General features: G+C 67.0%; 23 protein-coding genes. 10 read left to right on the top strand and 13 right to left on the bottom strand.

Features of this window, described 5'->3' with window-relative positions:
- Window positions 1–13 precede the first annotated feature (13 nt).
- Window positions 14–616 carry a TetR/AcrR family transcriptional regulator gene (locus LPH33_RS21895; protein WP_229566051.1) on the top strand — a complete coding sequence of 201 codons (603 nt, stop codon included), beginning with the start codon at window positions 14–16 and terminating at the stop codon, window positions 614–616.
- Between the two features lie 92 nt (window positions 617–708).
- Window positions 709–1,122 (top strand): hypothetical protein, encoded by a 414-nt coding sequence (locus LPH33_RS21890; RefSeq protein WP_324256222.1) that lies wholly within the window; start codon window positions 709–711, stop codon window positions 1,120–1,122.
- 156 nt (window positions 1,123–1,278) lie between these two features.
- Here the strand turns inward: LPH33_RS21890 and LPH33_RS21885 are convergent, their stop codons facing one another.
- From LPH33_RS21885 to LPH33_RS21870, 4 genes are all read right to left on the bottom strand, one after another.
- Complete coding sequence (locus tag LPH33_RS21885; protein ID WP_229566049.1) at window positions 1,279–2,199, bottom strand: NADPH:quinone oxidoreductase family protein; 921 nt, start codon at window positions 2,197–2,199, stop codon at window positions 1,279–1,281.
- 74 nt (window positions 2,200–2,273) lie between these two features.
- Window positions 2,274–3,053, bottom strand: a complete 780-nt coding sequence (locus tag LPH33_RS21880) for an enoyl-CoA hydratase-related protein (RefSeq protein WP_229566047.1) — start codon at window positions 3,051–3,053, stop codon at window positions 2,274–2,276.
- Window positions 3,054–3,064: 11 nt separating this feature from the next.
- A complete protein-coding gene (locus LPH33_RS21875) occupies window positions 3,065–4,057 on the bottom strand; it encodes a phosphotransferase family protein (protein WP_229568448.1) in 993 nt (330 codons plus the stop codon).
- Window positions 4,058–4,083: 26 nt separating this feature from the next.
- Window positions 4,084–5,385 carry an acyl-CoA dehydrogenase family protein gene (locus LPH33_RS21870; protein ID WP_229566045.1) on the bottom strand — a complete coding sequence of 434 codons (1,302 nt, stop codon included), beginning with the start codon at window positions 5,383–5,385 and terminating at the stop codon, window positions 4,084–4,086.
- A gap of 103 nt (window positions 5,386–5,488) precedes the next feature.
- Between LPH33_RS21870 and LPH33_RS21865 the strand changes: the two genes are divergently transcribed.
- Both LPH33_RS21865 and LPH33_RS21860 read left to right on the top strand, forming a co-directional pair.
- On the top strand, window positions 5,489–5,932 hold the full coding sequence (locus tag LPH33_RS21865) for a VOC family protein (RefSeq protein ID WP_060650224.1): 444 nt from the start codon (window positions 5,489–5,491) through the stop codon (window positions 5,930–5,932).
- A 22-nt stretch (window positions 5,933–5,954) separates the two neighbouring features.
- Window positions 5,955–6,797: an SDR family oxidoreductase gene (locus tag LPH33_RS21860; RefSeq protein ID WP_229566042.1), complete on the top strand. Its 843-nt coding sequence runs from the start codon at window positions 5,955–5,957 to the stop codon at window positions 6,795–6,797.
- Here the strand turns inward: LPH33_RS21860 and LPH33_RS21855 are convergent.
- A complete protein-coding gene (locus LPH33_RS21855; protein ID WP_229566040.1) occupies window positions 6,783–7,436 on the bottom strand; it encodes a TetR/AcrR family transcriptional regulator in 654 nt (217 codons plus the stop codon). The genes LPH33_RS21860 and LPH33_RS21855 overlap by 15 nt on opposite strands.
- 132 nt (window positions 7,437–7,568) lie before the next feature.
- Between LPH33_RS21855 and LPH33_RS21850 the strand changes: the two genes are divergently transcribed.
- Genes LPH33_RS21850 through LPH33_RS21825 form a run of 6 tightly spaced genes read left to right on the top strand, consistent with a single transcriptional unit; the run spans window position 7,569 to window position 14,168 of the window.
- Complete coding sequence (locus LPH33_RS21850; protein WP_229566038.1) at window positions 7,569–8,867, top strand: hypothetical protein; 1,299 nt, start codon at window positions 7,569–7,571, stop codon at window positions 8,865–8,867.
- A 3-nt stretch (window positions 8,868–8,870) separates the two neighbouring features.
- A complete protein-coding gene (locus LPH33_RS21845) occupies window positions 8,871–10,274 on the top strand; it encodes an acyl-CoA reductase (RefSeq protein WP_229566037.1) in 1,404 nt (467 codons plus the stop codon).
- Complete coding sequence (locus LPH33_RS21840) at window positions 10,267–11,316, top strand: aldo/keto reductase (RefSeq protein WP_229566035.1); 1,050 nt, start codon at window positions 10,267–10,269, stop codon at window positions 11,314–11,316. The genes LPH33_RS21845 and LPH33_RS21840 overlap by 8 nt, the downstream gene beginning before the upstream one ends.
- Window positions 11,317–11,348: 32 nt before the next feature.
- Window positions 11,349–12,782 (top strand): aldehyde dehydrogenase family protein, encoded by a 1,434-nt coding sequence (locus LPH33_RS21835; RefSeq protein ID WP_229566033.1) that lies wholly within the window; start codon window positions 11,349–11,351, stop codon window positions 12,780–12,782.
- A gap of 10 nt (window positions 12,783–12,792) precedes the next feature.
- Entirely contained in the window at window positions 12,793–13,248 is a 456-nt protein-coding gene (locus LPH33_RS21830; protein ID WP_060650806.1) for a carboxymuconolactone decarboxylase family protein, read from the top strand.
- A complete protein-coding gene (locus LPH33_RS21825) occupies window positions 13,245–14,168 on the top strand; it encodes an NAD(P)-dependent oxidoreductase (protein ID WP_229566031.1) in 924 nt (307 codons plus the stop codon). Before LPH33_RS21830 ends, LPH33_RS21825 begins: the two co-directional genes overlap by 4 nt.
- 80 nt (window positions 14,169–14,248) lie before the next feature.
- Here LPH33_RS21825 and LPH33_RS21820 read toward each other — a convergent pair whose 3' ends face one another.
- The 8 genes from LPH33_RS21820 to LPH33_RS21785 form a co-directional block, all read right to left on the bottom strand.
- Complete coding sequence (locus LPH33_RS21820; protein ID WP_229566030.1) at window positions 14,249–15,010, bottom strand: SDR family NAD(P)-dependent oxidoreductase; 762 nt, start codon at window positions 15,008–15,010, stop codon at window positions 14,249–14,251.
- 181 nt (window positions 15,011–15,191) lie between these two features.
- A complete protein-coding gene (locus LPH33_RS21815; RefSeq protein WP_229566029.1) occupies window positions 15,192–15,989 on the bottom strand; it encodes an NAD(P)-dependent oxidoreductase in 798 nt (265 codons plus the stop codon).
- On the bottom strand, window positions 15,986–16,804 hold the full coding sequence (locus LPH33_RS21810) for an NAD(P)-dependent oxidoreductase (RefSeq protein WP_229568446.1): 819 nt from the start codon (window positions 16,802–16,804) through the stop codon (window positions 15,986–15,988). The genes LPH33_RS21815 and LPH33_RS21810 overlap by 4 nt, the downstream gene beginning before the upstream one ends.
- A 28-nt stretch (window positions 16,805–16,832) precedes the next feature.
- Window positions 16,833–17,762: an alpha/beta hydrolase gene (locus LPH33_RS21805; RefSeq protein WP_229566027.1), complete on the bottom strand. Its 930-nt coding sequence runs from the start codon at window positions 17,760–17,762 to the stop codon at window positions 16,833–16,835.
- Window positions 17,759–19,444, bottom strand: a complete 1,686-nt coding sequence (locus tag LPH33_RS21800) for a thiolase C-terminal domain-containing protein (RefSeq protein ID WP_229568443.1) — start codon at window positions 19,442–19,444, stop codon at window positions 17,759–17,761. The genes LPH33_RS21805 and LPH33_RS21800 overlap by 4 nt, the downstream gene beginning before the upstream one ends.
- Before the next feature lie 57 nt (window positions 19,445–19,501).
- Complete coding sequence (locus LPH33_RS21795; protein WP_229566026.1) at window positions 19,502–20,848, bottom strand: cytochrome P450; 1,347 nt, start codon at window positions 20,846–20,848, stop codon at window positions 19,502–19,504.
- A 47-nt stretch (window positions 20,849–20,895) separates the two neighbouring features.
- Window positions 20,896–21,087 carry a ferredoxin gene (locus LPH33_RS21790; RefSeq protein WP_229566024.1) on the bottom strand — a complete coding sequence of 64 codons (192 nt, stop codon included), beginning with the start codon at window positions 21,085–21,087 and terminating at the stop codon, window positions 20,896–20,898.
- Between the two features lie 85 nt (window positions 21,088–21,172).
- Window positions 21,173–22,033, bottom strand: coding sequence for a mycofactocin-coupled SDR family oxidoreductase (locus tag LPH33_RS21785; protein ID WP_060650238.1), 861 nt, complete (start codon window positions 22,031–22,033; stop codon window positions 21,173–21,175).
- Between the last annotated feature and the right edge of the window lie 40 nt (window positions 22,034–22,073).

The raw sequence follows: 22,073 nt of genomic DNA, 5'->3' as shown, positions 1-22,073 counted from the left end.
GAAGTGAGGGCTTTTGTCCCAGCGTGCATACGACACTCTCCTTGCCAGAGGTGAGGATCGCAGGGAGCTGATTCTCAGCGTTGCCCAGCGGTTTCTGGCACGGAATGGGTGGCGGAACACGAGCCTCGCCCAGATCGCCCGGGAAGCAGGATTGTCCCCGGCAGGGTTGTTGCATCACTTCGAGTCGAAGGACCAGTTGTTGCACGCGGTGCTCGACGCCCGCGACAACGACGACAACGCTCGTGTGGATCGGACGGGAGATCTCGTCGCTCAGCTCAGGAAACTCCCGAAGCGTTTCGAGGAGTCGCCCGAACTGGTCGGAATGTATGCGGTGCTTCTCATCGAGAACCTGGAACCGGATGCTCCTCTACACGATCGCCTACTCGGGCGGTATCAAGCAGCTCTCGACGCGGTCGAAGCCGGCATCCGGCGTGGACAACACGCCGGGCGATACCGAACGGATGTGGACCCAGCCGTCAAAGCGGTGGAGATCGTCGCTTTCCTGAATGGAATGGAAACCTCATGGCTGCTCGATCGTTCGCTCCCACTGACCGTAATCTTCGAGGGCTACATACAGTCGCTCGAGCAACAGCTCATGCCCGCCGCCACATCCTGAGAAGAAGGGTCGCGCTCGTCGCTCCTCGTGTAGCGGACGCCGTTCGTTATACCGGCGGATGGCTGTACGACCAGGTTGCCGCAGGATGGGAAGTGGTGGTCGTCGTTCCGCAGAGCTCCGATCTGCGTCCGTTCGAGATCCTCGGTGCTACCAAGGCGGTCGACCTCGAGTCGGCCCTGAGTTCCGCGACCTACGGTCCGATGCCCGACACCGTCGCCATCGCCGCCGATCTCTACACGTCCGACGAGCGGATCCGCAGCGGTGTCCTCGAGGCGCTGTCGGAGAACCCCACCACGATCGCGTTGTGGGGCGAGAACGTTCCCTCCGAACTCGACTCGCGCATCGTGCCGCTGCAGCACCGTCTGAGCCGCGCGGCCCAGGTCTTCAAGTCGCATGCGCTCGCCGCTGCCGCGGCACCGGCGACCGCGATCGCTGCCACCGAATCGTTCCTCACCGGAGGTGCCGACGCGCTCCGTATGCGCGGAAACCTCGTCTCCATGGCCTGAGTACCACGACGACTGTGGCCCGGCCTCCTTGCTCGGAGGCCGGGCCACAGTCGTCGTGCCGGAAGAGAATTATTGCGCTGGTCGATCCTTGCGCGCCGAACCGGGGTTCGCCCGGCGTGTAGAGCACGCAAGGATCGGTTCATCGCGCGAGGACGATCAGCGGGACATGTCGATGACGACCTTCCCGACCGCTCGTCCGTCGGCGACGTGACGAAGCGCCCGCGCGGCGTCCTCCAGCGGATAGTCCGCGCCGATGTGCGGAACCGCCGTGCCCGAGACGAGCAGGTCCACGAGTTCGGCCTCGTTCCGCCGGTACTCCTCCGGGTCGAGATCCTGGAACTGGAAACCCATGATCCGGATGCCCTTGACCAGAACGAGATTCAAAGGGATCCGGGGGATCGATCCGGACGCATAGCCGATGGTGACGAAACGTCCACCGCGGGCCAGCGACCGGAGTGCCGGCTCCGAGAGTTCACCACCCACCGGATCGACGACGACGTCGGCTCCCTCCGGCAGCGCGTCCTTCAGAGCCGAACGCAGGTCGCTCGTCCGGTGATCGATCGTGTGCGCGGCACCGTAGGACGACGCGACCGCGAGTTTGTCGGCCGAGGAGGCGACGGCGGTGACCGAAGCCCCCAGCGCCACACCGAGTTGCACGGTCGCCAGGCCGACGCCCCCGCCGGCTCCGAGGACGACGAGCCGTTCTCCCGGCTGCAGCCGCGCCACCGACCGGAGCGTGTGATAGGCCGTCCGGTGCGCCACCCCGAAGGATGCGGCGGTGCGGTCGTCGATCCCGTCCGGGGTCTTCTTCAGGGCCTTCGTGGGAGCGACAACCTCGTCGGCGAACGCTCCGACCAACCCGGTGCCGGTGACGCGATCGCCCACCGAGATCCCGTCCGCGTCGTCCGCGACCTCGACGACGGTGCCCGCGTACTCGCTGCCCGGGACGAAGGGCGGCGGCACGCTGATCTGGTACCTGTTCGCCACGAGGAGGACGTCGGGGAAGTTCACCGCAGCCGCCCCCACGCGCACCCGGACGTGACCGGTCGCGAGCGGAGGCGACGGCCGCGACTCCATACGAAGGGATTCGGGCTCCCCGTATTCGGTGCAGACAACGGCACGAACGGTGCTCGTCGGCTCTGTCGGGGCGATCACTGTCCCTGCCAGACCGGTGCCCGCTTCTCCATGAACGCGGTGGCACCTTCCTTGGCGTCGTTGCTGGTGAAGACGATCGACTGCCAATGGGAGAGTCGCTCGCCGGCGCGCTCGGGATCGGCCTGTGCGAGCCGGACGAGTTCTTTCACCGCGGACAGGCCGAGCGGCGCGTTCGCCGCGATCCGCCGGGCGTAGTCGAGTGCGGTGTCCAGGACCTGATCGGGCGCCACCACGGCATTGATCAGTCCGAGTTCGTAGCCGCGCTGCGCCGGGATCGGATCCCCTGTCAAGGTCAGTTCGAGTGCCGCCCCGACGGGGATGCGGGTGCCGATGGCGGTGCCGCCCCCGGCGGGAAAGAGACCCCGCTTCACCTCGGGCAGGCCGAACTTCGCCTCGGAGGACGCCACGATGATGTCGGCGCCGAGAAGGAGTTCGAGTCCGCCGCCCACGGCACTGCCGTTGGCGGCGCCGATGACCGGAACTGAGAGTTCCCCTTTGGACAGCCGCGCGTATCCGGCGGCCTCGTCGGAGTCCGTGCCGATGTCCTCGCCTTCCGCGAACGCACGCAAGTCCATGCCGGCACAGAATGCCCGGTCGCCCGTGCCGGTGAGCACGATCGCCCGGATCTCCGGATCCGTCTCGGCCCGGAGAGCTGCGGCACCGATGCCTCGGATCACGGCGCCGTTGAGGGCATTGCGCGCTTCGGGCCGATCGATGCGGAGGACGAGCACCGGTCCGTGCCGTTCCTCCACCAGCCCTTCCACGACAGTCGTCATCGCAAATCCCCTCAGCCCTTGTAGTCCGTCGACTCGGCGAGGTCGGCCGCCGACTTCATGAGATTGGTGATGACCGGTCCGTAGGACTGCAGTTTGGGATCGTCCCCGGCCCGCTGGAAGCCCTGTTCGAGGACGATCGCAAGCTTCCACTTGGCGAGGATCAGGTAGTAGTCGATGTCGTCGACCTGGCGACCGGAGACCTCGGCATAGTGCGCGAGCATCTGCGAGCGGCCCGGCATCCCGGTCAGATCGACGTAGCTCACCGCGCTGTCCTCGTTCGCACTCGTGTCCTCGGGCCAGTTCATGAGCATCCAGCCGAGATCGAGCTTCGGGTCGCCGACGGTGCCCATCTCCCAGTCGACGAGTGCCGCGAGCTTCGCAGGGGCACCGTGCTCGAACATCACGTTGGCGAACTGGTAGTCGCCGTGCATCAGACCCGGGATGTAGTCGAGCGGGCGGTGGGTCTCGAGCCATGTGGTGGCGACGTCCATGCCGTCGATCTCGCGGGCCTTGATCCGTTCGAAGAAGCGGATCCACCGGCTCACCTGCCGGTCGTGGAAGCCGTCGGGACGTCCGAGATCCTGCAGGCCCTGTGCCTTCCAGTCCACCTTCGACAGCAGGGCGATGCCCTCGGCGAGCTGGTAGGCCAGGCCGGCGCGAGCGTCGAGGTCGGTGTCGAACGGCGCGGGCCAGGTGCCGCGGTGGTCCATCGGCGACCATCCGTCGACGTGACCCATGAGGTAGAAGGAGCGGCCGAGGACGGACGTGTCCTCACATGCGGCAACGGCTTTCGTGTGTGGGACGTCGGTTCCGGCCAGTCCCTGGATGATCCGCCACTCGCGCATGATCCCGCTGTCGCGGTCGGCCGGCGCACCGGCCGGAGGGATGCGGATGACGGACGTGAAGTCGTCGCGCGTGAGCTTGTAGATCTCGTTCTGTGTACCGCCGGAGAGATACTTCGCGTCGAGCGGCGCGCCCTTGCCGGGCAGGCCTTGCTCGTCCATCCATTCGGCGAGACGCTCGGTGTCGATCACAGGTTCCCCACTTCGAGTTCGATGTAGTCGGCGTACTTCTTCCGGGCTTCTTCCTGCTTCTTCGGGATCCACTCCGAGGGCCACATGTCGTCAACCGGGCTGTAGTCGCGGAGGACCTGCTTGGCGACGGTGGTCTTGTGGACCTCGGTCGGCCCGTCGGCCAGACCCATCACCGCGGCCCCGTGGATCATCTTGAAGAACGGCATCTCGTTGGTGACGCCGAGCGCACCGTGCACCTGCATGGCGCGCCACGCGATGTCGTGGAGCACGGTGGGCATGATGATCTTCGCCGTCGCGATGTCCTTGCGGACCTTCTTGTAGTCGTTGTACTTGTCGATCTTCCACGCGGTGTTGAGCACGAACAGGCGGAACTGTGCGAGCTGTGCGTAGGAATCGGCGATGTAACCCTGCACGGCCTGCTTGTCGGAGAGGCGGCTGCCGGCCGTCTCGCGGCTGAGGGCGCGCTCGCACATCATGTCCAGGGCCTTCTGGGCGAGGCCGATGGTCCGCATCGCATGATGGATGCGACCACCCCCGAGTCGCACCTGCGCGGCGGCGAATGCCTGACCCTCCTCGCCGAGGAGCGCGTCGGCGGGCACACGCACGTTGTCGTAGTGGATCAGGGCGTGGGTGCCCTCGTTCATCGGTTCGCCGTAGAGGCCGACGTTGCGCACGATGTTCACGCCCGGTGTGTCGGTGGGGACGAGGAACATCGACGTGCCCTTGTACACGGGGACGTCGGGATCCGTCACGACCATGACGATGAGGAATTCGGCGGTGCGCGCGTTGGAGGAGAAGAACTTCCACCCGTTGATGACCCAGTGGTCGCCGTCCTTGACCGCACGGCAACGGAACTGGGCGGGATCGGCACCACCCTGGGGTTCGGTCATCGAGTACGAGGAGAACACCTCGCCGTCGAGCAAGGGCTGCAGGTAGCGTTCCTTCTGCTCGGGGGTGCCGAAATGGGCGATGATCTCGGCGTTGCCGGTATCGGGTGCCTGACAACCGAACACGATCGGTGCCCACGACGAGCGCCCGAGGATCTCGTTGAGCAGTGCCAGCTTCAGCTGTCCGTATCCCTGGCCGCCGAGTTCGGGGCCGAGATGGGTGGCCCATAGGCCCTCCGCACGAACCTTCTCCTTGAGCGGGTCGATGGCCTTGCGGCGGAGTCCGTCGAGTGGGACGAACTGTTCGTGTTCCCAAACGAGGTCGAGAGGCTCGACCTCCTCGCGCACGAACGCATCGGCCCAGTCCAGCTTCTTCTGGTACTCGGGCTCGGTTTCGAAGTCCCAGGCCATTGCGCCTCCCTTCCATCGGTGAGAATATCTATCTTGATATCAAGAATCCTATTCTTACACGACCGAAGAGCAATTGGAACACGTACATCCGAAAGGCGCAGACATGAAGGCCGAAGACCTCTTCCACCTCGGGATCGTCACCGACGACCCGCGCGCCGCCCGGGACGAACTCTCGGCGCTACTCGGCTACCAGTGGGGACCGCAGGTGGGCGGAGCCGTCGACGTAACGCTGCCGGACGGCGACCGGAGCGTCGATCTGCAGTGCTCCTATTCGGTCACCGAACCGCGGATCGAGATCGTCTCGGCCGTGCCCGACACACCCCTGTGGGCCGCGACCTCCGGCGTCCACCACCTCGGGTACTGGTCGGACGACGTCGAGTCGGACTGCCGTCTTCTCGAGAAGGAGGGATTCGTCGTCGAGGCCGCCCGCGCGCTGCCGGACGGCGGTATGTTCTTCGCATTCGCCCGCAGCCGACGGGGCGTGCTCGTCGAACTCGTCACCCGCACCGCCGAATCCGGACTGTCGCGGTGCTGGGCGGCGTCCTGATACTCCGAGAGGACTGCATGTCATGACCACGGTGGGGATCGCGACCGGAGCCGGTCGCGGAATGGGATACGCGTGCGCGCAACGCATGATCGGCACGGTCGACACCTTGCTGCTCGTCGACCTGGACGCCGACACCGTCGGTGCCACCGCCGACGAATTGAACGGTGATCGGACACGGGTCGAACCGTTCGTCCTCGACGTCACCGACGTCGACGGGCTCGAGCGACTGGCTGCGCGCGTGACGGAACTCGGGTCCCTGCGATCGGTCGCACACGCGGCGGGCATCTCGCCGACCATGGCCGACTGGCGACGGATCTTCGCCGTCGACCTGGTCGGGACCGCACGACTCGCCCGGGCGCTTCGTCCACTCGCGACCGCGGGCACCGCGTCGGTCTACTTCGCCTCGATGGCACCGAACATCGGACGGATGCAGCCGTCACCGGAAGAGATCTCCGTGCTCGCGGATCCGCTCGCCGAGGGCTTCCTCGACCGTCTCCGGGAGGTCGTGGGGGAGTCGATCGAACATCCCGGCGTCGCCTATGCGTGGGCGAAATACGGTGTGCAGCAGTTCGCACGCGACGAAGCCGTGCGGCTCGGGGCGGTCGGTGCCCGCGCATGCTCTGTGTCGCCGGGCATCATCGACACTCCTCAGGGCCGGCAGGAGGCGGACCACAACGAGTCGATGGGCGAGATGGTGCGGGCGACGCCGCTCGGCCGCACGGGCCGTGCCGAGGAACTCGCCGCCGTCGTCGCATTCCTGTTGTCCGACGAGGCGAGTTTCGTCAACGGCACCGACGTGCTCGTCGACGGCGGGGTGGTCGCCTCGCTCGCCTCCGGGACGGATCGCGCGTCAGTTCGGACGTAGGCCGCGCAGGAACAGGTCCACGACGGCCCGCACGTGGGCGTCGACGTCCTCGGCCCCGCGCACGATCCCGAACGAGGCCAGACGGGCTGGGCCACCCGACGCCATGGCCAGGAACAACTCGGCGAGCGTGTCGGGGTCGTCGGCGACGATGCTTCCCGTCGCGGCGTGCCGGCGGAGCAGATCCGCGACCTGTTTCCTGCGCGGCCAGTAACCGGGGCCGAGGGCCTTCCGGGCGATGTCCGGATAGCGCGAGGCGTAGGCGATGGCGACCTGCTGGAGCTTGATCATCGACGGGTCCAGGGCGCGCCGGACGGCGGCCTCCGCGATGGCGGTCAGTGAGTCCCCGAGATCGTCGTAGTCGGGGATCTCCTGTTCGGGTACGGGCCAGTCGGTGCGCTGCATGGCCCAGCCGAGGACGTACCGGAAGACGTCCTCCTTGGTCGGGAAACGCGCGTAGAGCGACGGTTTCGTGGTGCCGGCCGCCGCGGCGATGGCGTTCATCGTCGTGCCTTCGTAGCCGTTCTCGAGGAACAGCCGGAGGGCGGACTCGCGTACCGCGTCGTCGAGCCGGCTCGCTTCCTCCCTGGTGGGGCGTCCACCACGGCGTCGTGTGTCCTGCTCGCTGCGGGTCGGGGTCATGAGGGAAGTGTGCCAAATCGTTTCGGGTCTGGACGCAAAACTTTCCCCACCGGTATGGTTACAGCAATTCTTTATCTATACCTCCCAGTCAAGTTATCGACGTTCCGCATCCAGAGGGCCGGAGGACACCAGATGACAGAAACAACCCTGCAGAAAGACGTCGTCGCGACGCTGAACGCGTACTTCCAGCAACGACGCGACCGGGTCCCCGTACTCGCACAGCGCGCCGCCGACCAGGGCATCGAGGAGATCCGCTCACGCGAGGACATGATCCCTCTGCTCTTTCCCCACACCACCTACAAGAGCTATCCCGACATGCTCATCGCCAAGGGCCGGTGGGAGCAGATGAACCGCTGGCTCGGTTCCCTGTCGAGCCGCCCGGTCGACGACGTCGACGTCTCGGGGGTCGCCGACGTCGACGACTGGATCGCCGCCCTCGAGAAGGCCGGCCACATGGTGTCGAGCTCGAGCGGGACCAGCGGCAAGGGCTCCTTCCTCAACAAGTCCCAGCGTGATCTCGAGGTCAACAAGCAGAATCTGCTCGACTGCTTCACCGCGCTCGGATTACCGCCGGAGAAACGCTGGCACGTCATCCCGGTCGGTCCCGAGACCGGCCAGACCCAGCACAACGGTGTCCGCGACCTGATCATCCGCGAGTTCTCCCGCCCGGACGCCCTTCCGCTGTTCGAGGGGGCGCCCGCCGAGGGCTTCCACCGTTACATGGCCAAGTTGTCGGCCATGCGCCGTGCGATGGCCGACGGCACCGCCGCCCCCGACGACATCGCACGCTTCGAGGTCGAAGCCGCCGAGCGCGCCGCCCAGCAGGATCGGCGACTGCACCACTTCGCCGACCAGATCATCGCGCACAAGTCCGAGGACATCCTCTTCAGTTCCCAGTTCCCGCAACTGTTCCGGCTCTGCGAGATCCTGCGGGAGAAGGGCATCCGCGACGGCGACATCACCGGCAGCAACGCGCTCACCAGCGGCGGCGGACTGAAAGGCACGAACCTTCCCGCCGACTACCAGGAACAGATCTACCGGCTCCTCAACATCGTGCCGGAGCGTTTCCTGCACTACTACTCGATGCAGGAACTCAACAACCGCATGTTCAAGTGCCCCGAGGAGGGCCGCTACCACGTGCCGGACGAGATCGTGCTGTTCGTCCTCACCAAGGACGGAAGCGCCCTCGCCGAACCGGAGGGCACCATCGTCGAAGGACGCGCGGCCTTCGTCGACACCACCGTCGACGGCCGGTGGGGCGGAACGATCTCCGGCGACCGGATCACCGTCGACCTCGGAACGTGCCCGTGCGGCCGGCCCGGCGAGACCGTGCTGCCGAACATCGTCCGCTACTCCGACCTCGGCGACGACGACAAGATCACCTGTGCCGGAACGATGGACGCCTACGTCCGCGGACTCTCGGGAGAGTGAGCCATGACCACCACCGCACCGACCCGTACCCGCATCAAGGTCCCGCACTTCGTCCGCGGCGAGATCGTCTGGGGTGAGGACAGCGAATACCTCTCCCGCGACTTCGGCGTCCCCTTCGTCACCCCGAAACTCGAGTACAACGGTCTGTTCGCGCCGCGCTCGGAGGTCGGGCCGGCATTCGACGTGCCGATCTCCGAGATCATCGACTTCCTCGTCGAGACCGCGCAGTACCTGACCCTGGAGAAGAACGAATACCTCCAGGAATCCCTCGAGATGACCGTCCAGGTGAGCGCCCTGCCGCGCCGCATCATCGAGAACACCTTCGCCCGGCCGGGGCAGTTCCTCACCCGGCAGGCCCTCGAATACCGGCTCGAGCGCACCTTCGGTGGCCTCGACGTGCTCGACGGCTGGGCCGAGCGCACGGATCCGAACGGCAACGTGAGCCGGGTCCGCGCCTTCCCGCCGCGCCTGGTCCACATGATGGCCGGGAACTCGCCGAGTGCGGCGATGACCACCATCGCCGATGCCGCACTCACCAAGGGCGTCAACCTGTTCAAGATGCCCTCGGCCGACCCGTTCACCACCGTCGCGGTGCTGCGCACCATGGCCGACATCGCCCCCGGCCATCCGGTGCTCCGGTCGATGTCCGCCGTGTACTGGCGCGGCGGCGACGAGAAGGTCGAGAACATCCTCTACCGCTCCCAGTACTTCGACAAGCTCGTCGCATGGGGTGGCGGCTCGGCGATCGAGAACGCCGCCCGCTATGCCGGACCGGGTTTCCAGTTGATCTCCTTCGACCCCAAGGTGTCGATGTCGGTCGTCGGCCGCGAGGCCTTCGAATCCGACGAGACCCTGCGTGAGGTCGCCGAACTGGCCGCCCTCGACGCGACCATCTTCAACCAGGACGCGTGCCTCGCAGCGCGGCACATCTGCGTCGAGGGTGACGACGAGCAGATCGACCGGTTCTGCGCACTACTGCACGAACGACTCGGCGTGGACCGGGACTTCGCCGAGGCCATCGGACCGAAGCCCGACGCCGAGATCCGCGACGCCGTCGAGGGAATGCGTTTCCTCGAACCGGATTACAAGGTGTGGGGCAAGCCCGACGGCAGCGGTCTGGTGGTGCGTTCACCGGAGATGGTCGACTTCCATCCGACCAACAAGACCGTCAACGTCCTCCCGATCTCGACGCTGGACGAGGCCGCCTCCTACGCCACCGTGGCCACCCAGACCGTCGGCGTCTACCCGTTCCACCGCAAGGCGGAGATCCGCGACCGGCTCGCCACCGCGGGCGTGCAGCGCATCGTTCGTCTGGGCAGCGCGTTGAAGGGCAGCATGGGTGGCCCGCACGACGGCATGTATCCGCTGCACCGCTTCGTCAACTGGGTGGTGGACGACGATGCCTGAGCCTTATGACGGCACCATGGCCCAGCGCGTGCTCGGATCGTCGGGCATCCGGGTGAGCGAACTGTGTCTCGGTGCGATGACCTTCGGCACCGGATGGGGTTTCGGCGCCGACGAGGAGACCTCCCGCCGTGTGTACGACGACTACCGCGCCGCGGGCGGCAACTTCGTCGACACCGCGAACAATTACACCAACGGGGCGAGCGAAGAGATCCTCGGCCGGTTCATCGCCTCCGAGCGCGACGAGGTGGTGGTGAGCACGAAATACACCCTGCCCACCGACCCTCGTGACGTGAACTCCGGTGGCAGCAACCGCAAGAGCCTGCGCCGCAGCGTCGAGACCAGTCTGCGCCGGCTCGGTACCGACCATCTCGACGTACTGTGGGTCCACGCGTGGGACCGGTGCACGCCCGCCGAGGAAACGCTGCGCGCGCTCGACGATCTGGTGCGGTCGGGCAAGGTGCTGTCCATCGGCGTCTCGAACACGCCCGCATGGGTGATCGCGCGTTCGGACGCCATCGCGGAGCTCCGGGGGTGGACGTCCTTCTGCGCCCTGCAACTCGAGTACTCGCTGCTCGCTCGCACCCCGGAGCGTGAACTCCTGCCGATGGCCGACGGTCTCGGCCTCTCGGTGTGCGCGTGGAGCCCCCTGGCGCGAGGCGCACTCGCTCGCGACCACACCGACGAGGCCATGGCGCGCTTCCTCGGGAAGATGCGCAACGTCCTCGACGTCACGAAGGAGATCGCCGACGAACTCGGTACCTCCAGCGCACAGGTTGCGCTGGCATGGGTGCGGCACCGCGGACTGATGATCTCGGTCGGCGCCCGCACGTCCGACCAGTTGCGCGACAACCTGGGAGCACTCACGTTGCAGCTCGATCCCGCACAGATCACACGTCTCGACGAGGTGTCTGCGGTCTCGATGGGGTACCCGCACGATTTCCTTCACCAGCGACGTGAGATGTTCGATCCGGAAGCGTTGCCGCCGATGGGTTCTCCCCACACACCCGAGACGGTGGAACCGGCTGCAGCTCACTCGTCCTGAGAACCATCGGACTCTTCGCGGAAGGCGACATCATGGACAGACTCGACCATTGGATCGACGGCAAGTCCGTAGCACCGAGCAGCGGCGACTATCTCGATGCCACCGACCCCGCGACCGGTCGTACGGTGCGGCACGTCGCGAGGGGTACCGCAGCGGACGTCGATGCAGCGGTGCGTGCGGCGGTTGCCGCCGGACCGGCATGGTTGCGGATCCCCGCGCTCGCGCGCGGACGGATGCTCGTCGACCTGGCCCGGGCGATGCGCGAGGACGCAGACAACCTGGCGGCCCTCGAGACGAGCGAGACGGGTAAACCGTCGAAGGTCGCCCTCGCCGAAGTGGAGAACTCGGCCACGTACTTCGAGTTCTACGGCGGTCTCGTGGGCATGCCCGCGGGGGAGACTCTCGACGTCGCCCCGGACCAGCACGTCTACACCGTCCGTGAGCCGTTCGGCGTCATCGGTGTGGTCACTCCCTGGCACCTTCCGCTCAATCAGTCGGCGCGCGCCTGCGCACCGGCGTTGGCTGCGGGAAACACGGTGGTTCTCAAACCGTCCGAGTACACTTCGGCGTCGAGCGTGCGTCTCGCGCAACTCGCGAGCGACGTCGGATTCCCGCCCGGCACGTTCGGCGTCGTCCTCGGCACCGGCGGGGAGGCCGGTGCCGCACTCGTCCACCGTCCGGAGATCGCCAAGGTGGCGTTCACCGGTTCGGTTCCCACCGGCCGGGTCATCGGCGGTATTGCTGCCGAGCGGATCGTGCCGCTCACTCTCGAACTCGGTGGGAAGTCGGCGAACATCGTCTTCGCCGACGCCGACCTCGACGCCGCGGTCGCCGGCGCTGTCCAGGCCTTCACCTCGAACGCCGGGCAGGTGTGTTCGGCCGGGACACGACTGCTCGTGCAGCGGGAGGTGCACGACGAATTGGTGCGCCGACTCGTCGAGAAGGTCGAGGCGATCCGGGTGGGTACCGACATGGGACCGATCATCACTCGCAGCCAGTTCGAGAAGGTGCAGGGGTACTTCGAGATCGCCGAGTCCGAAGGTGTGCGCGTCGAAACCGGTGGGCGGGTCTCTGCGATCGCAGAACGGACAGGGGGATTCTTCGTCGATCCCACCGTCTATACCGGGGTGGACAACGCGATGCGGATCGCCCGGGAGGAGATTTTCGGTCCGGTCCTCGTCGTGATCCCGTTCGACACCACCGACGGCGCCGTGGAGATCGCGAACGACTCCGACTACGGACTCGTCGCCGGAGTGTGGACGAGGGACGTCTCCCGAGCCTTGACGGTGAGCGGACGGATACGCGCCGGGCAGGTCTTCGTCAACACCTGGTCCACGGCCTCGGTGCAGACCCCGTTCGGGGGTTGGAAGAACAGCGGTTACGGCCGGGAGAAGGGCGTCGAGGCGCTGCATCACTACGGTCAGGTCAAATGCGTGACCGTCAAACTCGATTCGTCGCGGATGTGAAAGGGCAATGATGACAACACAGGTCGGGCTCGACGATACCGTGCGTGCGGCGCACCGGACGGTCCTCGACTCGGGGCTCGCGGTGCGCCGCGAGGTCCTCGGGGACGAATACGTCGACGCCGCGCTGTCGCGCAATGCCGGCACCGACGGTGAGGGACTGCAGGAGTACGTCAGCGAATTCGTCTGGGGTGGCGTGTGGACCCGGGACGGTCTCGAACGCCGCGACCGGTCGCTCGTGACCATCTCGCTCCTGATCGCCCTCGGACAGCACAACGAACTCGCCACCCATGTGCGGACAGGAATACGGAACGGATTGTCGCGCAGGGAGATCTCCGAGACGGTCGTTCACGCGACGGCGTATGTCGGATGCCCCGCGGGCATCGCGGCGATGCGCGTCGTGCAGCAGGTCCTCGTCGACGAACTCGGTCCTCTGCAGGACGATGAGACGGCGGAGGCGGGCGCATGAGCGATTCGAGTGCGCCGGTGACCCTCAGGACCGTAGGTCATATCGGCCTCGGCGCTATGGGACGTCCCATAGCCCGGAACTTCGTCCGCGGTGGCCGGAGCCTGATCGTGCGCGACGCCGATCCTGCCGCCCAGCAGCAGTTCGTCGACGAGCACCCCACCGCGGTCGGTGCCCGCGGCTCCGAGGACTTCGCCGACTGTGACGTGGTCGTCCTGGTGCTGCCCACGAGCGACATCGTCGACTCGGTCGTGTTGTCCGAGGACGGTCTGCTGCACCATCTGCGGCCGGGTTCGGTCATCGTCGACATGGGATCGAGTGTGCCGACCCGTACGCAACGTCTCGCCGAGATCGCCGAGGAGAAGGGCGTGCGCGTCGTCGACGCCCCCGTGAGCGGCGGTGTCGCGCGCGCCGAACAGGGCACCCTCGCTGTGATGGCCGGCGGTGACGCCGCCGTGGTCGACGGGGTGACGCCGCTGCTGCAGGAGACTGGCAGCGAGATCATTCGCGTCGGACCCGTCGGATCGGGTCATGCCGCCAAGGCGCTGAACAATCTCCTCGCGGCGAACAACGTGCTCGTCGCGGCGGAAGCCCTGCTGGTGGGGAAGAAGTTCGGCATCGACCCGGCGACCCTGCTCTCGGTCTTCAATGCCGGCAGCGGCCGCAATCAGGCCACCGAGACGAAGTACGAGAAGTTCGTGCTCTCACGCACGTTCGATTCCGGTTTCGCGGCGGCGCTGATGCGTAAGGACGTCGGGATCGCACTCGACCTCGCCCACGACCAGGGGATCAGTCCCGTGCTCGGGGAAGCGATCGGGCAGGTGTGGAACGCCGCCGTCGAGGCACTGGAGCCGGGTGTGGACCAGATGGCGGTGGTGCGCCATCTCGAGCAGGTCCACGGGGTCTCGCTGGACGGCACGTAGAGCGCCGACATGCGAGACGTGCGGACAGATACACCTTTGCTGAAGGCGGGTATCTGTCCGCACGTGCCGCGGATCTCCGATTACCGCAGCACGGTGCCACCGTCCACGTTGACCACCTGGCCGTTGATCCACGAGCCGTCGTCGGACATCAGGTAGGCGACCATGCTCGAGATGTCCGCGGCCTCACCGAGTCGGGTGCTGCGCGTGCGCGCGAGCATGCCGGCCAGCAGTTCCGGTGCCGCTCCGTTCCGGATCTCGTCGGTGAGGATCAGTCCCGGGGCCACCGCGTTGGCCCGGATACCCTCCCGGCCCCATCGTGACGCGACGTGCCGTGCGAGCGCATTGATGCCCGCCTTCGTCGCCGAATAGGCCGGACGTTGCGGGTCGCCGGTGAACGAGGCGATGGATGAGGTGTAGACGATCGCGCCGCCACCGCGCTCGAGCAGCTTCGGGACACTGTGGCGGGTGACGAGCATGTGGCCGCGCAGATTCACAGCGACCGTGCGGTCCCAGATCTCAAGGTCGATGTCGACGACGTCGGTGTCCTTCGTGACGGCCCCCATGTCGCCGGCATTGATGTGGACGGCGTCGAGCCCGCCGTACATTTCGACCGCCTGCGCGACGAGCGCCCGCACGGAGTCGTCGTCCGAGATGTCGAACTCGACCGCGACGGCAGTGCCGCCGGTCTCCGTGATGGACGCGGCGGTGCTCTGTGCCCCGGCGTGGTTGAGGTCGCCGACGACCACCCGGGCACCCTCGCGGGCGAGGCGGCGGGCGGAATCGGCGCCGAGACCCGTTGCGGCACCGGCTACCAGCACGATCTTGTCCTTCAGACCTTCCATGGAATGCCCTTTCGCTTCGACGAGATGCCCCGGGTGAGCGTTTGCGTATCCCGGGGGACGGAAACTCGGTGTACACCAGGCGCATCTGTCCGCACCGGTGGGCAAACGCGGGATACAACGGTGCGGACGGCGTCCCGCGCAGTGGAGCAGGACCACCACCCGGGACGCCTCGCCGGACCGCCTACCGGGTATGTGCGTCGATGGCCGTGTCGAGGACCCCGAGGTCTCCTCCGAGCTCCGACACGGCGGCCCGCACCACCGCCACGTCCTTGGTCAAGAATTCGCCCACGGCACTGCGAAATTCCGACACCGATCCACGCATAGCGATGTTCCCCATGACCTTGCACGACGAACTGCCGTGGGGGAGGGCGGAGAACAGCGCCGCCTCGTCGACCCCGAGCTGCCGGCCGAGTTCCGCAGCTTCGGCGAGCAACCCGATCTCGGCCGCGAAGAGGGCGTTGTTGACCAGCTTCACCTTCTGCCCGCTGCCGGGTGCGCCGACGTGCAGGACGGGATCGCCGTAGCTCTTCAGCACGGGCGTCACGGCAGCGACGGCCGCGTCCGCTCCGCCGAGGAACAGCGTCAATGCACCGGCCGCGATGTCGTGCGGGCCACCGCTCACGGCGGCGTCGATCACCGCGACCTCGAACGGCTCGGCCGCGGAGGCCAGGGTCTCCACGGTGCGCGGGCTGATCGTGGTGTGGACCACGAGGGTCGAACCCTTCGGCATACGCCCCAGCACGCCGTCGTCGAGGCACACCCGGCGTACCTGCTCGTCGGTGAACACGCAGACGACGACCAGCTCGGCGTCGGTGCCGATACCGGTGATGTCGCCGACCGCGGTTGCGCCGGTGTTCTCCAAGGCCGCCCGGGCGTCGTCGTGCCGCGCGAGCACGTGCACCTCGTGCCCGTCGGCGACCAGACGCTCGACCATCGGCAGCCCCATACGTCCGGCGCCGACGAAGTGCACGCGACTCATCGCGGGTGTCCCATCTTCTCGAGGCTCGCATCGGCGGTGGTGAAGGTGATGCCCTCCGTGGCTCCGGCCGCTGCGGCCAGACCGGCCACGAGGCTCACGTCCTTCTTCAGCAACTCACCGGCGTGGCCGCCGATCCGATCGAGACTGCCACCGGCGGACACCACGCGTCCGAGCGCGAAGCTGTTCGCGGTGCCGTGGGAGACCACCTCACCGAGGCGGGCGGGATCGACGCCGAGTTCCGCGCCGAGCGCCAGAGTGTTCTCGGCGAGAGCCAGATTCGCGGTGAACAGCAGGTTGTTGAGGAGCTTGGTGACCAGGCCTGCTCCGAGATCACCGAGGTGCACCACCGGATTCCCGTAGGTGGAGAACACCGGGCGGCACCGTTCCACGGCGTCGCTCTCGCCGCCGACCATCACGAGCAGTGTCCCGGCCGCTGCGCCCATTCCGCCGCCACTGACAGGAGCGTCGACGAGCGAGACGCCACGTTCGTGTGCGGCGGCCGCGAGCTCCCGGCAGGTGTCGGGATGGATCGTGCTGTGCACCGCGATGACACCGCCCTCGTTCATTCCCTCGAGGATGCCGTTCTCGCCGGTGATCACCTGCCGTACATCGTCGTCGTTCACCACGCACAGGCATACGAGGTCGCTGGCCGCGGCGAGCTCGGCGGGCGACTGCGCGTACTTCGCGGGGGTGTCGGCGTAGGGGGCGAGCGATTCCGGGCGGCGGGCCCAGAGCGTCAGCTCGTATCCCGATTCGACGATCCGGCGGGCCATCGGCCCACCCTGGCTTCCGAGTCCGATGAATCCGACACGTATCACAGTGCCTCCGATCGGAGTGGGTGGGTCATGGCCGGGGAACCTCCTGGAGTGCGATGCAGTCGTCGACGAATCCGAACACCGTTCGGTGATAGGCCGGGCCGGCGTAACCGATGCTGAGGTTGTGCCCGCCGCCGGGATGCAGGTGGACTGTCACGCTCGGTGCCGCGGTGAACATCGCGGCGACGTCCTCGAGTGCCTGCGCGTCGTTGCGCCAGACCTTCTCGTGTTCGGCGGCGGTGAAGTGCACGGGCACTCGGACCTGTGCGGCGAGGGCGGGGAAGTCGACGGTCGGCCAGCCGGCTGTGACATCGGCCTCGTAATCCGGTGTGCGAGCTGCGATCACGGCGCCGCCGACGATGTCGGGTGGGTACAGTTCGGCCGGTGTCCACAGCAGTTCGCCGACGCCGCGTGCGTTCGCATACCGCTCCCGGGTGCCGAGGATGCCGGCGGCGAGGGCGTGGTGCTCGCGCCCGGTGCCGGACAGTTCGACGCCCAGGATCTCCTCACGCCGGTTCTCGACGGCCATGCGCATCGTGAGTTCGCTGCCGACCGAATGGCCCCACAGGAACAGGCCTGCACCGCGAGGTGATGTGCCGAGCAGGGCGTCGACCGTGCGGTAGGCGAGATCGACACGCACATCGGGAGCACTCAGCTCCTCACGGTGGGGTCGCGACGAACCGTATCCGGGACGATCCGGGGCGATCACGGTGAATCCGTGTGCGACGGCCTCCCGCATCATCGACAGTTCGGGATGACCGGGACAGTCCCAGTAGGCCGCGCGGGCGGCACCGCCGTGCAGTGCCACGATCACGGCGCGTGGCTCGGGTGCCTCGGCGACCAGCGCCGACATCGGGATGCCCTCGACATCGACGACGCGGGCTACGGGTGAGACGTCTCCCGCGCCGCCGATGTGAGCCTCCTCGATCGGTGAGGACTGTGCGCGGACGGTGCTCATGTGTCGCTCCGCAGCAGCATCGCACTGCCGGGAGTGAGCCCGCCGCTGCTGACCACGGCTACGCGGGCGTCGCGCACCTGGCGATCTCCTGCGGTGCCGCGCAGCTGGGTGACCGCTTCGTGGACGAGGCCCATGCCGTGGGTGCGTCCGTGCGAGAGCTGGCCGCCGTGGGTGTTGAGGGGGAGGATGCCGTCGCGGGCGATGTTCTTCCCGCCGTCGAGGAAGTCCTTCGCCTCGCCGATCCCGCAGAAGCCGAGCGCCTCGATCCACGACAGGGCGTTGAAGGTGAAGCCGTCGTAGAGCTGGGCGACGTCGACGTCGTCGGGTCGCAGCGACGTGCGGGTCCACAGGTGCGCGGCCGGTCCGAGGACCTGCGGTTCATGGGTGAGCGTGCTCTGATCCCACTCGATGCGTTCGACGATCTGGGTGCCGACGGCCTCCACACGGACGGCCGGTCCGGGCAGGTCCTTCACGGTGTCCGCAGCGGAGACGATGACGGCGACTGCGCCGTCGCACGGCACGTCGCAGTCGTACAGGCCGAACGGCGTGGTGACCGGTCGCGCCGACAGGTAGTCGTCCATCGTCAGTGGGTCGCGGTAGATCGCGCCGGGATTGAGGGCGGCGTTCGCGCGCTGGTTCAGCGCGATCCAGCCGAGCGTCTCGCGGGTGGTGCCGTAGCGGTGGAAGTGCCGCTGGGCGTTCTGAGCGAGGGTGTGGGCGGCGGAGATACCGCCGAAGGGCACCATCCAACTGGGGGTGCGTCCGCCGGGCGGCGTGATCTGCCCGGCCTTGACGAGTTCGTTGTAGGTCGACTCCCACAGGGTGCGGTAGCACAGCACGTGCCGGGCGAGACCGCTCGCGACGGCGAGCATCGCGGCGATCACCGATCCGCTGGGTCCGGGGGTCTCGATGCCGCCGTTGAACCAGGTGGGACGCAGACCGAGAGCGGATTCGACGGCGGCAACACCGCCTTCGCCGAAACCGATGATCGGGCCGGCGCCGGGATAGGTCGACAGGCCGTCGATGTCGTCCATCGTCAAGCCGGCGTCGGCGACGGCGCGTTCGCACGCCTGCACGGTGAGAGAGACGGGATCGACCATGAGACGGCGCCCGATGTCGGACATGCCGATACCGGTGATGGCGACCTTGTCCTCGAACTTGTCGGGGCTCGCGGGCGGGCGGATGTGGAGGCGGATCTGCTCGGGTTCGATCTCGTCCACGGGCAGCGGAGCAGGTGCGCCCTGTTCCGCTGTCGGACGGAAGAGCGGCAGCCAGACGTCGCCGTCCCGATGGAAGACGACCTCCATGCGCATGCCGAGTTCGAGTTGCTCGGCATCGCATTCGACCGCATTGGTGGTCAACCGCACCCGGGAATCCTCCTCGAGTGCGACCTGCGCGATGACGAACGGGGGAGGAAGGCCGGGTAGACCGAAACGGTGGTTGACGGTGAACCCGATGAGCGTCGCGTAGCCGGAGGCGACGCGCACACCCATCTGCTTCTCCCGGCAGTACCGGCAGACCGGTTGCGGCGGATGGATGAGAGCCGAGCACGACTCGCATTCCTGGATCCGCAACCGGCCGTCCTCGCCGGAGGTCCAGAAGAACTTGTTCTGCAGGGTCAGTTGGGGGAGGGGGCGTCCGGACCCCTTTGCCGGGGCATCGCCCGTCTCCCGTTCGACCACTGTCGTCTCAGCCACCGATACCGGCCTTCCTCACTCCTGGTGCACGTTCGAGCGGTGTTACTTGGCGGCGGTGATGGGTGCCGCGAGTTCCTGCTCGTCGATCTGGACCTGCAACTTCTCCAACGTCTCGTCGAGGCCGGCGCCGAGGCGCTTGCCGGGCGTGAACGTCGCCGGGAGGTGCCGCATGCCCTGGATGACGCCGATGGAGTCGTAGTGCACCGTCGTCTCCGGATCGCACGTGTAGTCGGGCATCCGGTCGAGAACGGCGAGCAGCATCCGCTTGAACACCGTGCGTGCCAGGTTCGACCCGATGCATCGGTGGACACCCAGTCCGAAACTGAAGTGGCGGTTGCCCTTCCGCTCGAGATCGATCGAGTTGGGGTCGTCGAACAGCTGGGGATCGCGGTTGGCCATCGCCCACGACAGCCACAGACGCTCGCCCTCCTTGAACTGCGTGCCCTTGAACTCGCAGTCGGCGGAGAACGTGCGACCGTCGCCTGGCGACGGGGTGAAGTACCGCAGGAACTCCTCGGTGGCGCTGTCGAGCAGGCTGTCGCGTTCGTTGCTGAGACGCTCGCGCTCGTCGGGGTTCTGGCTGAGCCATTCGAGGGCGTGGGAGGTCAGTGCCGTGGTGGTGTCGAAGCCACCACCGATCAGGAGGCTCAGGATGCCGAGAAGCTCCATGTCGTCGGGCTTCTCGCCGAGCACCTCGACGTCGGCGATGGCGTTGATCAGACCGGGGCGAGGGTTTTCGCGGATCTCGAACAGGTTCGTGATCAGGTCGATACCCATATTGCGGTGCAGTTCACCGACACGGGCGATGTCGGGCGAGTCCGGCGGCGTGTAGATTGCGGCATGGACCGGCTCGCAGTACACCTCCCACTTCTTGATGGGCACACCGAGCATGGCCAGGGTGATGACGGCCGGCACGATGTTCGCGAGATCGTCGACGAAATCGATCCGTCCGCTCTCGATCTTCTCGTCGAGGCTTGCGCGCACGACCTCGTCGATGATCGGGATCCACTTCTTGATCGCCGCCGGGGAGAGGTAGGGGTTGAGCAGGGCGCGAAATTCCCGGTGCTCGGGGTCGTCCATCTCCAGGATTCCGCCGCGCACGCCGGAAGCGCGCTCGGCCGTCGGAATCATGATGCCCTTGTAGCCTTTTCGGACACCCTTGATGTCGTGGTCGTTGGAGACGTTCGGCGAACGGACGAGGTTGAACACCTCGTCGCTGCCCGCGGCGACCCAGTGGCCGCCGTGGGTGTCCGACCAGGCCATCGGGCATTTCGACTGCATCTCTTCCGTGATCGGAAGGAAGTTGTCGCGGTAGTCGGGTGCGTGCCGGTCGAACTGGTAGACCGGAGTGCGGTGGGATGTGTCGGCAACGACGTCGTCGACGCTCATGACTGTCCTCTCTGACGCTTCGATCGGGGCTGTCGAAACGTTGGTGGTCAGGAGATCTCGATGGCCTGCTCAGGGCAGGACCGGGCTGCTTCGTGCACGTTCTCCTCGAGATGCGCGGGCACGTCCTCCACGATTGCGGTGGCGTGGCCGTCGATGTCGCTCAGTTCGAATACTTCGGGTGCGGCCATGGCACACAGGGTGTGGCCCTGGCAGCGTTCGGGGTCGACTCTGACCTTCACGGTGTTCCTCCCGGTCGATGATGTGTACTGGTCCGGTCCGGCAACGTCCTGTCGTGTACGGGGGCTGCCCGTTACGATCGAACGGTCAGATGTGGTAGTCGTACCACTTGAGGTAGCCGCCGCCGTCGACGCGCATCTGCATGCCGGTCACGTAGCGCGATTCGTCGGACGCGAGGAAGAGCACCATGTTGCTCGAATCCTCGGGCTCGATGTACGGGATCGGCATGGCCTGCTGTACACCGAAGGCGGGCTCCGCGTCCTCGCGCCTGGGATGCTCGAGGTCGGGGCGGAAGGAGCGGTACATCGGTTCGCTCTGCAGCATGTCGGTGTTGCAGTTGGTGGGGTGCAGAACGTTCGCGCGGATCATGCGCGGCGCGAGATGGGTCGCGAGCGTGTCGATGAACTGGGACAGTGCCCGCTTGGAGAACACGTAGGCGACGCCACCGAGATCCTTGCCGGGCTGGTCGACCTTCGACACGTCCATCAGTGCCGCGGTGGAACCGGTGGCGATGATGGAGGCGCCTGCCTTCAGGTGCGGTAGGGCGGCGTGGACGGCGTTCATCGTGCCCACGAGGTTGGTGTTGACGACGTCGGTCCAGGCCTGGGTCTGGGGCTCGCCCTTCATGCCGGCGACACCGGCCTGTGCGACGACGACGTCGAGCCTGCCGAACTCGGCGACACCCCGCGCCACAGCGTCGTCCATCTGGGCTGCGTCGCGGACGTCGGCCTGGATCGCGACGATCCGGCGGCCTTCCTTCTCGACGAGCCGGACGGTTTCCTCGAGGTCCTCCGGCGTGGCCATGGAGTACCCCATCGAGTCGATGTCCGTGCAGATGTCGACAGCGATGATGTCGGCACCCTCGGACGCGAGCTTGACCGCGTGGCTGCGGCCCTGGCCGCGCGCCGCGCCGGTGACGAACGCGACCTTGCCTTCGACACGTCCCACTGGTTTGTCCTTTCGATCGGGTTTCGGCGGGGAGGGTGGA

Source organism: Rhodococcus sp. RDE2 (genome assembly GCF_020885655.1).
Taxonomy (GTDB): domain Bacteria; phylum Actinomycetota; class Actinomycetes; order Mycobacteriales; family Mycobacteriaceae; genus Rhodococcus; species Rhodococcus pyridinivorans.
Note: the sequence above shows the minus strand (reverse complement) of the source record. Positions and strands in the feature narration are given on the sequence as shown.

Excerpts from the sequence above, each read along its gene's own strand:
- LPH33_RS21885 (WP_229566049.1), bottom strand. The coding sequence starts at position 2,199 with ATGGAGTCGCGGCCGTCGCCTCCGCTCGCGACCGGTCACGTCCGGGTG.
- LPH33_RS21880 (WP_229566047.1), bottom strand. The coding sequence starts at position 3,053 with ATGACGACTGTCGTGGAAGGGCTGGTGGAGGAACGGCACGGACCGGTG.
- LPH33_RS21875 (WP_229568448.1), bottom strand. The coding sequence starts at position 4,057 with ATGGACGAGCAAGGCCTGCCCGGCAAGGGCGCGCCGCTCGACGCGAAG.
- LPH33_RS21870 (WP_229566045.1), bottom strand. The coding sequence starts at position 5,385 with ATGGCCTGGGACTTCGAAACCGAGCCCGAGTACCAGAAGAAGCTGGAC.
- LPH33_RS21865 (WP_060650224.1), top strand. The coding sequence starts at position 5,489 with ATGAAGGCCGAAGACCTCTTCCACCTCGGGATCGTCACCGACGACCCG.
- LPH33_RS21860 (WP_229566042.1), top strand. The coding sequence starts at position 5,955 with ATGACCACGGTGGGGATCGCGACCGGAGCCGGTCGCGGAATGGGATAC.
- LPH33_RS21855 (WP_229566040.1), bottom strand. The coding sequence starts at position 7,436 with ATGACCCCGACCCGCAGCGAGCAGGACACACGACGCCGTGGTGGACGC.
- LPH33_RS21850 (WP_229566038.1), top strand. The coding sequence starts at position 7,569 with ATGACAGAAACAACCCTGCAGAAAGACGTCGTCGCGACGCTGAACGCG.
- LPH33_RS21845 (WP_229566037.1), top strand. The coding sequence starts at position 8,871 with ATGACCACCACCGCACCGACCCGTACCCGCATCAAGGTCCCGCACTTC.
- LPH33_RS21840 (WP_229566035.1), top strand. The coding sequence starts at position 10,267 with ATGCCTGAGCCTTATGACGGCACCATGGCCCAGCGCGTGCTCGGATCG.
- LPH33_RS21835 (WP_229566033.1), top strand. The coding sequence starts at position 11,349 with ATGGACAGACTCGACCATTGGATCGACGGCAAGTCCGTAGCACCGAGC.
- LPH33_RS21830 (WP_060650806.1), top strand. The coding sequence starts at position 12,793 with ATGACAACACAGGTCGGGCTCGACGATACCGTGCGTGCGGCGCACCGG.
- LPH33_RS21825 (WP_229566031.1), top strand. The coding sequence starts at position 13,245 with ATGAGCGATTCGAGTGCGCCGGTGACCCTCAGGACCGTAGGTCATATC.
- LPH33_RS21820 (WP_229566030.1), bottom strand. The coding sequence starts at position 15,010 with ATGGAAGGTCTGAAGGACAAGATCGTGCTGGTAGCCGGTGCCGCAACG.
- LPH33_RS21815 (WP_229566029.1), bottom strand. The coding sequence starts at position 15,989 with ATGAGTCGCGTGCACTTCGTCGGCGCCGGACGTATGGGGCTGCCGATG.
- LPH33_RS21805 (WP_229566027.1), bottom strand. The coding sequence starts at position 17,762 with ATGAGCACCGTCCGCGCACAGTCCTCACCGATCGAGGAGGCTCACATC.
- LPH33_RS21795 (WP_229566026.1), bottom strand. The coding sequence starts at position 20,848 with ATGAGCGTCGACGACGTCGTTGCCGACACATCCCACCGCACTCCGGTC.